Genomic DNA, 12256 nt, shown 5'->3' on the forward strand with positions numbered 1-12256 from the left:
GGGTGTTGGAGGACATGCTGATCGGCTCCTTCCGGGTGGGGTCGGGAGCCGTCGAAGGTAGGGCGGACGGGCCCGGCGCAGGGGGACGAGCTGTCCCCCTGTCCCCCGGTGTCCCTGTCCGGAGCGGACTCGGATCAGGCGACCGCGACTCCTACCGCCGACGCCAACTCGCCTGCCTCGGTGCGCAGTGCGCGGGGTGCGCGGCGCCACAGTTCGGCCGTGGCCGTTCGCGCTGCCGGGGTGTACCGCACGGTTTCCGCACCAACGGCGTGCGCCCGCTGCATGATGTGCAGGGCGGCCGTCGCGTCGCCGCGCTGGAGATGCCCGCGTGCGACCTCCACCCACAGCCGCGCGCGGCGCTCGGTGGACGGCATCGTGTCCGGGTCGATGTCGTCGGCCAGAGACAGCGCTTTGCCCGAGGTGCGCAGGTCGGTCGCCACCGACACGGCGTGGAAGTCCACGTTTGCGCGGCTGAAGACGGTGGAGGGGTGCACATAGTCGCTCGGCAGTGACCGGGCGACGCGTTCACCGGTGTCCCAGTGCCGCCAGGCGTCGCCTTCGCGTCCCTCCCGGGCGCAGGTGACGGCGGCGTGCAGTTGGAGCGCTCCGTACACACCGCGCCGGTGGTCCTCGGCCGTGTCGTCGTCCAGCAAAGGACGCAGCAGTTCGGCCGCCTCCTTGACCGTCCGCAGCGCCTCTTCCGGGTACGAGGTCTCCCGCAGGATGTTGCCCATGTTCCACGCCGCGGCTGCGATCGCGAGCGGGTCGTCGGCCTGCTGGGCCGCCGCCAGCGCCCGGTCGGCGACCACCCACGCCAGTTCGGCGGGCGCCACATACGCCGTTGCTTGCCCGGTCAGCCGATAGGTATCGGACAGCGCGACCAGCGCGGCACGGCGTTCCGCCCCGTCGAGCGCTCGCGCGGCACCCTCCGCGTCACGGATCAGGGCAGGCAGCAGCGCACCGACCTCCGTCCGGTTCCGACCGGACGTGTGCCAGAGCCGCCACGTCTGATCGACGCGCCCCTGGAGCACGCCGACATCGACGCAAGCCTCAGCCGCCGTTGGCCCGATGCCCCGCATCATCACGGCCGCCCAGATCGCCGGCATCGCCGGGTGGTTCAGCCGCCCCAGCGGCACCGGCTGGGTGACGTCCTCCTCACCAGTGAGCGCCGACAGGTCGGAGAGCTGGAGCGCTGCGGCGAGCCGGAGCAGCAGGGTGTACGAGTCCAGCTCGCGCTCTCCGGACTCGATCTTCTTCAGCCAGTCGGGCCCGCGCCCGCACAGCCCGGCGAGCACCGCGCGTGTCATCCCCCGTGCTTCGCGGAGCGCCCGCACACGATCCCCGATGCTGAGGTGCGCTGATCCGAACTTGGGCTGCTGGGACGACATATGGCCTCCTCAACTCGTTACCGGCACGGTACGCCTTTCGACCCTTCGTGGCTCCCCTCCGCGCAGAGGCGGGCCCTCGCCCCGCAGGGGCGCGTTCCCTCACACACGGGCCCTGTCGGTCCCCCGTGCGAGGATGCGAAGCGGCCTTGCGAGCGATCGCTTACGGGGGTAGCCGTCCAAGCCACATGTGGTCAGCCGAGTCAGGGGACAGGGGCAAGTCGATGCGTACCGTGACCATCACCGGAAGCCGTACGGCGGGGCACCACGAGCCCGCGTACTACGCGGAGCTCTTCACCGCGTATCTGGCACCGTTCGCGGAAGACGCGCACTTCCACCTCGGCGGCGACCGCGGCATCGACAGCCTCGCGCTGGCCTGGCTGGCAACCGAAACCAGCGCATGGCTCACCGTCGCCGTCCCCGGCACGCTGGACCAGCAGCCGCCGGAGGCCAGAAAGGCCGTCAACCGCGCCTGGGACCGCATCGCGGAGGTCGTCGAACTCGGCGCCGAACCGCTGGACGACGCCGCGTATCTGGCCCGCAACCGGTGGATGGTGGACCGCTCCGGCATGGTGATCGGCTTCCCGGTCGGCACCAGCACCCAGTCCGGCACCTGGCAGACCCTCGACTACGCCTCCCAGCAGGGCAAGGCCCGGCTGATCGTGCCCATCTAGCAGCGCCCCGGAGGGAGGACGCGCACAGAAGGCAGGACGCGCCCCGAAGGGGCGCGGGGAACTGCGCGCTCAGCCGACCCACACCCGCAGCCGGCGGACATCGCTCAGGGGCACCCCCGCACGGGAGCGACGCCGGGAGGGAGCGCCCCGGATTGGAGCCGGACCGCCGGGGCACTCGGGGCGGCGGAGGTGAAATGACATGGGTCCGTTGCTCCTCGTACTGCTGCTCGCCCTGATCCTCTTCGGCGCGGGCTTCGCCCTCAAAGCGCTGTGGTGGATCGCGGTGATCGTGCTCGTCCTGTGGCTGCTCGGATTCTTCGTGCGGCCCGCGGTCGGTGGCCGGCGCGGTCGCTGGTACCGCTGGTAGCCAGGAACCCGGCAGCACCGGCCCCTGCCCCGCACCGCTCAGCCGCGGGGCAGGGGCAAAGCACGCCCGGCGTACCCATCGGGTCGTAAGGTCACATACATGGACATCACCGCCCTGCTCACGGACGCCTTCACCCGCGTGAACGGCGAGGTCCACTCCACGCTCCGCGGCATCAGGAAGAAGCACCTCAACGAAGGGCCCGACCCGGCGGGAAACAGCGTGAGCTGGCTGATCTGGCACCTCACCCGGGTGCAGGACGACCACCTCGCCGACGCCGCCGGTACGGAACAGGTCTGGCACGCACAGGGGTTCGAGAAGCGGTTCGGGCTGCCCCTCACCTCCGCCGACACCGGATTCGGCCACGCGCCCGAGGACGTGGCGGCCGTCCGGGTGGACTCGCCGAAGCCGCTGCTGGAGTACCACGACGCCGTGCACGAGCAGACTCTCAACTATCTGGACACCCTCGATTCCCGGTCGCTCGACCGCATCGTCGACGACGCGTGGGACCCGCCGGTCTCGCTCGGGGTACGCCTTGTCAGCGTCATCGGCGACACCATGCAGCACGTCGGTCAGGCGGCCTTCCTGCGCGGCGTGCTGGAACGCCGCTGACTGCCGCTTACCGCCGCTGACCGCAATCAGGCCCCCCGCAGCACCAGAGCCGAAGAGAGGCGCGCCCCGTGATTCCCCAGCGCACCGCCACCAGCTCAACCCTCACCCTGCACGTCAACGACACCGCGCACACCGTCACCGTCGACCACCGCGCCACCGTCCTGGACGTACTGCGCGAACAGCTCCACCTCACCGGCAGCAAGAAGGGCTGCGACCACGGCCAGTGCGGCGCCTGCACGGTGCTGCTGGAGGGGCGCCGCGCCAACAGCTGTCTGCTGCTGGCGGTGGCGTACGACGGCGCGCACCTCACCACCGTCGAGGGGCTCGGCGACGAGGAGCGGCTGCACCCGCTCCAGGAGGCGTTCCACGAGCGGGACGCCTTCCAGTGCGGCTACTGCACACCGGGCCAGATCGTCTCGGGCGTCGGCATGCTGTGCGAGGCCGCCGAGGGCCACCCCTCGCACGCCACGTCCCCCGAGGCGCTCCAGTGGGCCACCGGCGCTCCGGCGGAGCTGAACCGCGACGAGATCCGGGAGCGGATGAGCGGCAACATCTGCCGGTGCGGCGCCTATCCGCACATCGTGGAGGCGATCGAGGACGTGACGGACCACGCGCTGCGCCACCGGGGGACGGCCCCGCACCGCACCGACGCCGGCGCTGACGCCGGCACCGACGCCGACTCCGGCACGGACGCCCGCACCGACGCCGTACCCGCGAGGTGACCCCGCGATGAAGCCCTTCACCTTCGAGCGCGCCACCAGCCCCGAGCAGGCGGTCTCCGCGTTCGCGGCCCAGCCCCACGCCCGCTTCCTGGCGGGCGGCACCAACCTCGTGGACCTGATGAAGCTCGGCGTCGAGACGCCCGAACACCTCATCGACGTATCCCGGCTGCCGCTGAACGACATCGAGCCCACAGCCGACGGCGGCCTGCGCGTCGGTGCCAACGTCCGCAACAGCGATCTGGCCGCACACACCACCGTCTGTCGCAGCTATCCGGCGCTCGCCCAGGCGCTGCTGGCCGGCGCCTCCGGGCAGCTCCGCAATCTGGCCACCACCGGCGGCAACCTCCTCCAGCGCACCCGCTGCCCCTACTTCCAGGACCTCTCGGCGCCCTGCAACAAGCGCGAGCCGGGCTCGGGCTGTTCCGCGCGGGAGGGGGTCAACAGGGACATGGCGGTGCTGGGCCACTCCGAGCACTGCGTGGCCACCCACCCCTCCGACATGGCGGTGGCGCTGGCCGCCTACGACGCGCAGCTCGAACTGCTCGGCCCGGAGGGCAGCCGTACGGTCCCGGCGGCCGAGTTCCACCGGCTGCCCGAGGACACCCCGCAGCGGGACACGGTGCTCCGGCCCGGCGAGCTGATCTCCCACGTCACGCTGCCGCCACCGCCGGCCGGCGCCCGCGCCGCCTACCGCAAGGCCCGCGACCGCGCCAGCTACGCCTTCGCGCTCGCCTCGGCCGCCGCCGTGCTCGCGGTGGACGGCGACGGGACCGTACGGCATGCCGCGCTCGCGTTCGGCGGCCTCGCGCACCGGCCGTGGCGGGCCCGTACCGCCGAGCAGGTGCTGACCGGGTCCCGCGCCGACGCCGAGACCTTCGCGCGCGCGGCCGACGCCGAACTGGCCGCAGCCCGCCCGCTGTCCGACAACGCCTTCAAGGTGCCGCTGGCCCGCAACCTGGCCGTACACACGCTCACCGCCTTGACCGGTGACGCCCCGAACCGCCCCGCAGGGACGTGAGGACGAGGACGATGGCCGTACACGACACCACCGACACCACCGACACCACAGGGACCACCCGCCGCGGCGACCGCACCGCCGAACCCGTCCTGGGCTCGGCCGCCCCGCGCCGCGAGGGCCCCGCCAAGCTCACCGGCACCGCGCGCTACGCCGCCGAACACACCCCGCCGGACTGCGCGTACGGCTGGCCAGTGGCCGCGGCCGTCGCGCACGGCAGCGTCACCGGCATCGACGACAGCGACGCCATGGCGGTGCCCGGCGCACTCGCCGTCCTCACCCACGAGAACGCGCCCCGGCTCGGCGAACCAGACGACCCCACCCTCCTGCTGCTCCAGTCCCCACGGGTGCCGCACCGCGGCTGGTACGTGGCGCTGGCCGTCGGTGAGACGCCCGAGGCGGCGCGCGAGATGGCCCGGGCGCTCCACGTCAGCTACGACGAGGAGCCCCACGACGTGCTCGTACACCCGGACCACCCGAAGCTCTACCACCCCGAGCAGGCCAACGGCGGCTACCCCGGCGCCTGCGAGCGCGGCGACTTCGACGCGGAGTACGACGCGGCGCCACACCGCTTCGACCTCACCTACACCCTCGGCCCGCTGCACAACCACCCCATGGAGCCGCACGCCGCGACCGCCGTGTGGGAGGGCGGGCACCTGATCGCCTACGACTCCAGCCAGGGCGCCACCGTGGTGTGCCAGACGCTGGCCACCATGTTCGGGCTCGACCCGCACCAGGTCACCGTCGTCGCCGAGCACGTCGGCGGCGGCTTCGGGTCCAAGGGCACCCCGCGCCCCCCGGTGGTGCTCGCCGCGATGGGCGCCAAGCACACCGGACGCGCCGTCAAGGTGGCGCTGCCCCGCCGGGAGCTGCCCTTCGTGGTCGGCCACCGTGCCCCCACCGTGCAGCGGCTGCGCATCGGCGCCCGCGACGACGGCACGCTGGCCGCGCTCGGCCACGACGTGACCACCCACACCTCCACCGTCAGGGAGTTCGTGGAGCAGGCCGCCGTGCCCTCGCGTGTCATGTACGGCTCCGACGGCAGCCGCACCGGGCACGGCGTCGTCGCGCTGGACGTCCCCACCCCCTCCTGGATGCGGGCCCCCGGCGAGGCGCCCGGCATGTACGCGCTGGAATGCGCCATGGACGAGGTGGCCACAGCCCTCGGCATCGACCCGATCGAGCTGCGGCTGCGCAACATCCCCGACCGCGAGCCCGACAGCGGCAGGCCGTTCAGCAGCCACCACCTCGCCGACTGCCTGCGCGAGGGCGCCCGCCGCTTCGGCTGGGAGCGCCGCGACCCGCGCCCGGGCGCCCGCCGCGACGGCGACCTGCTGCTGGGCACCGGAGTGGCGGCGTCCACCTACCCGGCGTACGTCGCGCCCTCCACCGCCTCGGTCCAGGCGCTGGGCGACGGCTCCCGGCCCGCTTATCACGTACGGATCAACGCCACCGACATCGGCACCGGAGCCCGCACCGTGCTCGCCCAGGTCGCCGCCGACGAACTCGGCGTCCCGCTGGAGGCCGTGCGGATCGACGTCGGCTCCAGCGACCTGCCCGCCGCCCCGCTGGCCGGCGGCTCCTCCGGCACCGCCTCGTGGGGCTGGGCCGTCCACAAGGCGTGCCGCGAGCTGCGCGAGTCGGACGGCACCCTCGTCACCGTCGACACCACCAGCGACGTCCAGGGCCAGGAGGAGTACGCGCGGCACGCGTTCGGCGCCGTCTTCGCCGAGGTCTCCGTCGACACGGTGACCGGCGAGGTGCGGGTGCGCCGGCTGCTCGGCGTCTTCGCCGCGGGCCGCATCCTCAACGCCCGTACCGCACGCTCGCAGTTCATCGGCGGGATGACCATGGGCCTCGGCATGGCGCTGACCGAGCACAGTTCGCTGGACACCCGGCTCGGCGGCTTCGTGGAGAAGGACCTGGCCGGCTACCACGTCCCCGCGCACGCGGACGTCCCCGACATCGACGCGCACTGGATCGAGGAGCACGACCCGTACCTCAACCCGGTAGGCGGCAAGGGCATCGGCGAGATCGGCATCGTCGGCACCCCGGCCGCCATCGCCAACGCCGTCCACCACGCCACGGGCCGCCGCTACCGCGAACTTCCCCTCACCCCGGACCGGGTGGGGGTGGTGGCGTGAGACCGGCATCCGGTGCTGATCTGCTCGGCCTCGGCCGGGCCGTCAGCCGGGGCGCTCCACGGGGAGGCTCTTGACCTGGTCGATGGAGTCGAGATACGGGGCCGTGCGGCCGACCCTGGTGACCGCCTGGTCGAAGCCCTCCTCGGAGTAGAGTTCCGCCCACGTCTTCGACGTGTTGACGTGGTCGTACTTCTGGATCGTCTCCAGGATCTTCTCGTTCTGCTGGACGTCCCGCTGCTGGGCGCGGTCGTAGATCTGCGCGGCGATGTCCGCCTTGTCGATGCTCTCGCTTCTGGAGATCTGGGCGTCGATGTCGTAGGCGGCGGCGCTCTCGGCGCCCGTGACGATCGTGCCGAGGAGCGCGCCGCCCACCGGGCTCATCCACTTGACGGTGGCGGGGATCACGGCGGTGGCGAATCCGGCGTTGCCCCACAGCCGTGCGCTGAGGGTGGCGCTCTCGAACTCGGCATCCCGTACGACGGCGGGGCCGATGACGGCTTCCTGACGTCCGATTGCCAGTGTCCCGGAGGTCTCTCCGGAGGCGCGGAGGATTTCCTGGACGGTCTCCTTCGGGCTGGCGTCGTACTTCTGGCCGGCGGGCAGATCACCGGCCAGGTGGTGTTCGAGGGTCTCGGCCGTGTAGAGCTTCTGGGCCTGGGTCAGCGCCGCGTGGGCGTCCGGGTCCTGACCCAGTTCGACCAGGAACCGGGTCGCGTCGATATGGCTCATGTCGGCCTGGTTGCCGTGCATCGGGAAGAGCTTGGCGTCGCCGGACCCGTCCTTCATGGCGCGGAAGAAGTCCGGTGTGTACTCCGACGCGGCGCGGCCCAGCGAGTCGTGCATGCCGGGGGCGAGCTCGATGTGGTCGTCCTTGGATGAGACGCCCTTGATCAGCTCGGACATGATGTGCGCCTGGTCCTTGGTGTGGGACGGCGGATGCGCCAGCGGCGCGTCCCAGTCGTGACCGGTGGTCGCCGAGGTCAGCGCGTGGCCCAGCGCCTCACGAGGACCTGTGGCGCCCTTGTCGGGGCCGTCCCCTGTCGGCTCGCCGTCCTGCATCCAGGTCCGTTCGCGCGTCAGGTAGTCGAAGTTCTCATCGTTCTTGAAGAAGTCCGTGGAGGCTTCGCCATTGTGGCCCAGCGCCTCCAGATACCCGGTGAAGGGGTCCGTACCCTGATCGTTCCCGGGGCCGAAGTTGAGGAAGTTGTTGGGCATCCGCCCGTTGCTGAGCCACTTGCGGTGGGTCTGCTCCTTCTCCTCGCCGGCCGGGCCGATGAACGGCTCCTTGTCCGTCTTGACCAGCTTCTCCCCGTAGTCGTGCAGGAATTGCGACTCCCATTTCCCGGTGCGCATCAGATTGCTCATCACCTGGAAGCCGTACGGCGGTTGGGAGTCGTAGCCGGTCCGATTGGGGCCCATCCGCTGGTAGCCGAGGTCGAGGACGTCCTTCTTCCACTGCGTCATTTCCGGCGAGTCGGAGTGGCTGGCCAGCGCAAGCGTCGTGCCCAGATTGTCCTGCAGTGCCGCGAGTTGCTTCTCCACTGCTTCGGGCCGCTTCTTCGGAGTGAGCCAGGCGTCGTCGTCGTACTCCGGCTGGGCCGCCTTGTACCAGAACTCCAACGTTCCTTTGGCTCCCATACGCGTGGCGAACTGCTCGGCGAAGTCCGGGTTCCTGGCGTTCTTCGCCAGCAGCCCGTTGAGCTGTGAGAGAGCCTTGGGATCCTTTTTGATGTCCTCGTCGCCCGCCAGCTTGACGGCCGCGTCGAGGTCCCTTTTGGTTTCTTTGTCGACGTCGGCCAGGTGTCCGTAGACGTCGTCGTTGAAGCCTTTGCCTGCCGGGTCGAGCAGCAGGGCTGTTTTGAGGTCGTGGTCGGCGTCGCTGGCGCTGGCGATTGCCTCGCGGATGCGGCGGTTGTAGTCCGCGAGGGTCTCGTGGTAGGCCTTGTGCAGGCCGGGGGTGTCTTCGTCGGCGGGCGGGTCGATGTAGACGACGCCGTCCTTCTCGTTCAGTTTGAGGTAGTTCTTGGCGCCCTCTTGTTTGGGCTTCTCGTGTACCGCGGCCTCGATGCGCTTGAGTTCGTCCTTGGCGTCCTGGATTTTTTTCAGGGCCTCGGACATGACGGTGCCGAGTTTCTGGGCCTGTCTGGATGCCTCGAGCAGCTGTTCCTGGATGCCCGTGAATTTTTTGAATGCCGCGTCCTTGGCCTCGCCGTGCCATCCGGACTGGTGGGTGCTCAGCGGTTTGGTGACGGTGCGGTCGAAGGTCGTGTGCACATCCCGGAACTTCTGGGGGAGTTTGGTCCACTCGCGCACCGCTTCCCGCAGCGGCGTGAGATTTACATCGCGGACAGTCGTGTAGTCGAGCTCAGGCGCGGCGGACATGCACGCTCCCCCCTGTTGCTGCGGCTCGGCACGGAGAAGGCTACGAGTCGGGACGGTCGACGGGAAGACTCTTGACCTGGTCGATGGAGTCGAGGAACGGGGCCGTACGGGCGACCCTGGTGACGGCCTCGTTGAATCCCTCCTTGGAGTAGATCTCGGCCCAGGTGTTCGACGTGTCGACGGGGTAGAGCTTTTCGATCTCCTTGAGGACGACTTCGTTCTGTTCGATATCCCGCTTCTGCGCCCGGTCGTAGATCTGTGCGGCGATGTCCGCCTTGTCGATGCTCTCGCTTCTGGAGATCTGGGCGTCGATGTCGTAGGCGGCGGCGGCCTCGGCACCGGTGACGATGGACCCGAATGCCGCACCGCCCACCGGGCTCATCCACTTCACGGTGGCGGGGATCACGCCTGTCGAGAATGCGGCGCCGCCCCAGAGCCTGCCGCTGAGCGTGGCGCTCTCGAACTCGGCGTCCCGGACGACGGCCGGCCCGATGACGGCCTCCTGGCGTCCGATTGCCAGGGTGCCCGCCGTTTCCCCGGAGGCGCGGAGAATCTCCTGCACCGTCTCCTTCTGGCTGGCGTCGTACTTCTGGTCCGCGGGCAGGTCGCCGCCGAGGTGGTGTTCGAGGATCTCGGCCGTGTAGACCTTCTGGGCCTTGGTCAACGCGTCGTTGGCGTCCGGGTCCTGGCCGAGCGCCAGCATGAACCGGGTCGCGTCGGTGTGGCTCACCTCCCGCTCGTCGATCAGCGCCCCCTGCGCCGGGAAGAGCTTGGCGTCGTCGGACCCGTCCTTCATCAGGCGGAAGAAGTCCGGCGTGTACTCGGCCGCGGCCCGGCCCAGCGGCGCGTGCATGCCGGGCTCGAGCTTGATGTGGTCGTCCTTGGACGAGACGCCCTTGATCAGCTCGGACATGACATGCGCCTGATCCTTGGTATGGGACGGCGGATGGGGCAGCGGTGCGTCCCACTCATGCCCGGTCGTCGCGGCGGTCAGCGCGTGTGCGAGGGACTGCGAACCCGCCTTGACGTCCTTGAGCTTGCCCTCGTCGGCGATCTCGCCGTCCTCCGGCCACTCACGCTCCTTGGTGAGATAGTCGAAGTGGTCCTTGTCCTTGAAGAACTCGGTGGACGCATCGGGATTGTGGTTGAGGGCCTCCATGAGACCGGTGACGGGGTCCTCGCCCGCGTCGTTCTTCGGGCCGAAGTTGAGAAAGGCCGAGTCGGACAGACCGCCGCTGATCCACTTGCTCGGCGGGTCGTTCTTGTAGTTCTTTACGGCTTTCTCCTGGTCCTTGTCCAAGACCTTGTCGCCGTAGGTGTTGAGGAAGTCCGAGTCCCACTTGCCCGTACGCATCAGATTGCTGAGTACCTGGGCGTTGTAGGGCCCCTTGTCCGCGTACGGGCTGCCCTTGGCGTCCTCGGCGTTGATGCGGTTCATGCTGATGTCCAGCATGTCCTTCTTCCAGGACTTCATCTCGGGGGAGTCGGACTGGCTGGCCAGCCCGAGTACGACCCCGAGGTTGTCCTGGAGCGCCGCGAGCCGCGCGGTCTCCGCCTTGCTGCGCTCGACCTGCACCGAGCCGGCGGCGCCGTTCTGTTTGTACTCCGGCTTGGCCATGTTGTACCAGAAGTCCACCGAGCCTTTGGGGCCGAGGCCCAGGGCGAACTTCTCGGCGAAATCAGGGTTGTTGGCGTTCTTGGCGAGGATGCCGTTGAGCTTGGACAGCTCCTTGGCGCTCATCTCCTTGCCCTCGTCCTTTGCCAGGTGCAGGGCGGCCTTGGCGTCTTCCTTCGTCTCCTTGTCGACGTCGGCCAGGTGTCCGTAGACGTCGTCGTTGAAGCCTTTGCCTGCCGGGTCGAGCAGCAGGGCTGTTTTGAGGTCGTGGTCGGCGTCGCTGGCGCTGGCGATTGCCTCGCGGATGCGGCGGTTGTAGTCCGCGAGGGTCTCGTGGTAGGCCTTGTGCAGGCCGGGGGTGTCTTCGTCGGCGGGCGGGTCGATGTAGACGACGCCGTCCTTCTCGTTCAGTTTGAGGTAGTTCTTGGCGCCCTCTTGTTTGGGCTTCTCGTGTACCGCGGCCTCGATGCGCTTGAGTTCGTCCTTGGCGTCCTGGATTTTTTTCAGGGCCTCGGACATGACGGTGCCGAGTTTCTGGGCCTGTCTGGATGCCTCGAGCAGCTGTTCCTGGATGCCCGTGAATTTTTTGAATGCCGCGTCCTTGGCCTCGCCGTGCCATCCGGACTGGTGGGTGCTCAGCGGTTTGGTGACGGTGCGGTCGAAGGTCGTGTGCACATCCCGGAACTTCTGGGGGAGTTTGGTCCACTCGCGCACCGCTTCCCGCAGCGGCGTGAGATTTACATCGCGGACAGTCGTGTAGTCGAGAGTGTGCTCGCTCATCCCCCGTGTTCCCCCTGCTCCCCTAGGACTTCGGCTCGAACGTCGGTGTCGCCGTCGGGGTCAGCGTCGGCGTCTGGGTCTGTGTCTGGCTGGGCACATACGGGCCGTACAACGGCTTGCCCGGGTACAGCGGGTTCTCCGGCGTGGTCAGTGCGGGAGGACCGGTGTATCCCCGACTTGTCGGGCCGACCAGCGGATCCTTGGTCGTCAGGGACGGCACCGAGGGCTTGTCCTGTTCCTCGCGCCGCTCGCGCTCGATCTTCTCCACCTGTTCCTTCGTCCACACGTCGGTCGACTTGAAGTTCTTGGCGGCGGAATCGAGCGCCTTGGCCACGCCCGCGTACTTCCCCTTCAGGTACTTCATCTGCTCGTCCCACATCCGCTGGAACTCCTTGAAGGCCTCGTCGCTCGCGAAGCCCTTCATGGAGCCGGGGACTTGGTCGGTCTCCCGCTTGGCGGCATCGTCCACCTTGTCGAAGGAGGTGGCGAGGACCTCTCTGACGTTCTTCGCGTGGCCGCGCAGCACGTCATCCGTTACCTGGATCCACTTCCCGTCCCCGCCC

10 protein-coding genes are annotated in these 12256 nt (G+C 69.5%); 6 read left to right on the forward strand and 4 right to left on the reverse strand.

Annotated features, from left to right (window positions below; translation table 11 throughout):
• Nucleotides 1-134: 134 nt before the first annotated feature.
• The gene (locus ITI46_RS29665; RefSeq protein WP_209243009.1) at nt 135-1388 is read right to left on the reverse strand and encodes a helix-turn-helix domain-containing protein; all 1254 of its coding nucleotides are present in this window, start codon (nt 1386-1388) and stop codon (nt 135-137) included.
• Between the two features lie 221 nt (nt 1389-1609).
• Here ITI46_RS29665 and ITI46_RS29670 point away from each other — a divergent pair, with 221 nt between their 5' ends.
• From ITI46_RS29670 to ITI46_RS29695, 6 genes are all read left to right on the forward strand, one after another.
• Nucleotides 1610-2059, forward strand: coding sequence for a hypothetical protein (locus ITI46_RS29670; RefSeq protein WP_209243010.1), 450 nt, complete (start codon nt 1610-1612; stop codon nt 2057-2059).
• Nucleotides 2060-2258: 199 nt separating this feature from the next.
• Entirely contained in the window at nt 2259-2426 is a 168-nt protein-coding gene (locus tag ITI46_RS29675) for a DUF5670 family protein (protein WP_209243011.1), read from the forward strand.
• A 99-nt stretch (nt 2427-2525) separates the two neighbouring features.
• On the forward strand, nt 2526-3035 hold the full coding sequence (locus ITI46_RS29680) for a mycothiol transferase (protein ID WP_209243012.1): 510 nt from the start codon (nt 2526-2528) through the stop codon (nt 3033-3035).
• A 68-nt stretch (nt 3036-3103) separates the two neighbouring features.
• Entirely contained in the window at nt 3104-3757 is a 654-nt protein-coding gene (locus ITI46_RS29685; protein WP_209243013.1) for a 2Fe-2S iron-sulfur cluster-binding protein, read from the forward strand.
• A gap of 7 nt (nt 3758-3764) precedes the next feature.
• Complete coding sequence (locus ITI46_RS29690) at nt 3765-4775, forward strand: FAD binding domain-containing protein (protein ID WP_209243014.1); 1011 nt, start codon at nt 3765-3767, stop codon at nt 4773-4775.
• An 11-nt stretch (nt 4776-4786) separates the two neighbouring features.
• The gene (locus tag ITI46_RS29695; RefSeq protein ID WP_209243015.1) at nt 4787-6916 is read left to right on the forward strand and encodes a xanthine dehydrogenase family protein molybdopterin-binding subunit; all 2130 of its coding nucleotides are present in this window, start codon (nt 4787-4789) and stop codon (nt 6914-6916) included.
• 42 nt (nt 6917-6958) lie between these two features.
• Here ITI46_RS29695 and ITI46_RS29700 read toward each other — a convergent pair whose 3' ends face one another.
• From ITI46_RS29700 to ITI46_RS29710, 3 genes are all read right to left on the reverse strand, one after another.
• Nucleotides 6959-9298: a hypothetical protein gene (locus ITI46_RS29700; protein ID WP_209243016.1), complete on the reverse strand. Its 2340-nt coding sequence runs from the start codon at nt 9296-9298 to the stop codon at nt 6959-6961.
• Between the two features lie 40 nt (nt 9299-9338).
• Nucleotides 9339-11693, reverse strand: coding sequence for a hypothetical protein (locus ITI46_RS29705; protein ID WP_209243017.1), 2355 nt, complete (start codon nt 11691-11693; stop codon nt 9339-9341).
• Between the two features lie 22 nt (nt 11694-11715).
• A partial coding sequence (locus tag ITI46_RS29710; protein WP_209243018.1) for a WXG100 family type VII secretion target occupies nt 11716-12256 on the reverse strand: 541 nt, incomplete at its 5' end.

It is taken from the genome of Streptomyces oryzae, from assembly GCF_017676365.1.
Taxonomy (GTDB): Bacteria; Actinomycetota; Actinomycetes; order Streptomycetales; family Streptomycetaceae; genus Streptomyces; species Streptomyces oryzae.

Bases quoted from the DNA above. Each gene is read 5' to 3' on its own strand.
- ITI46_RS29670 (WP_209243010.1), top strand. From the start codon at position 1,610: ATGCGTACCGTGACCATCACCGGAAGCCGTACGGCGGGGCACCACGAG.
- ITI46_RS29700 (WP_209243016.1), bottom strand. From the start codon at position 9,298: ATGTCCGCCGCGCCTGAGCTCGACTACACGACTGTCCGCGATGTAAAT.
- ITI46_RS29665 (WP_209243009.1), bottom strand. From the start codon at position 1,388: ATGTCGTCCCAGCAGCCCAAGTTCGGATCAGCGCACCTCAGCATCGGG.
- ITI46_RS29680 (WP_209243012.1), top strand. From the start codon at position 2,526: ATGGACATCACCGCCCTGCTCACGGACGCCTTCACCCGCGTGAACGGC.
- ITI46_RS29675 (WP_209243011.1), top strand. From the start codon at position 2,259: ATGGGTCCGTTGCTCCTCGTACTGCTGCTCGCCCTGATCCTCTTCGGC.
- ITI46_RS29695 (WP_209243015.1), top strand. From the start codon at position 4,787: ATGGCCGTACACGACACCACCGACACCACCGACACCACAGGGACCACC.
- ITI46_RS29705 (WP_209243017.1), bottom strand. From the start codon at position 11,693: ATGAGCGAGCACACTCTCGACTACACGACTGTCCGCGATGTAAATCTC.
- ITI46_RS29690 (WP_209243014.1), top strand. From the start codon at position 3,765: ATGAAGCCCTTCACCTTCGAGCGCGCCACCAGCCCCGAGCAGGCGGTC.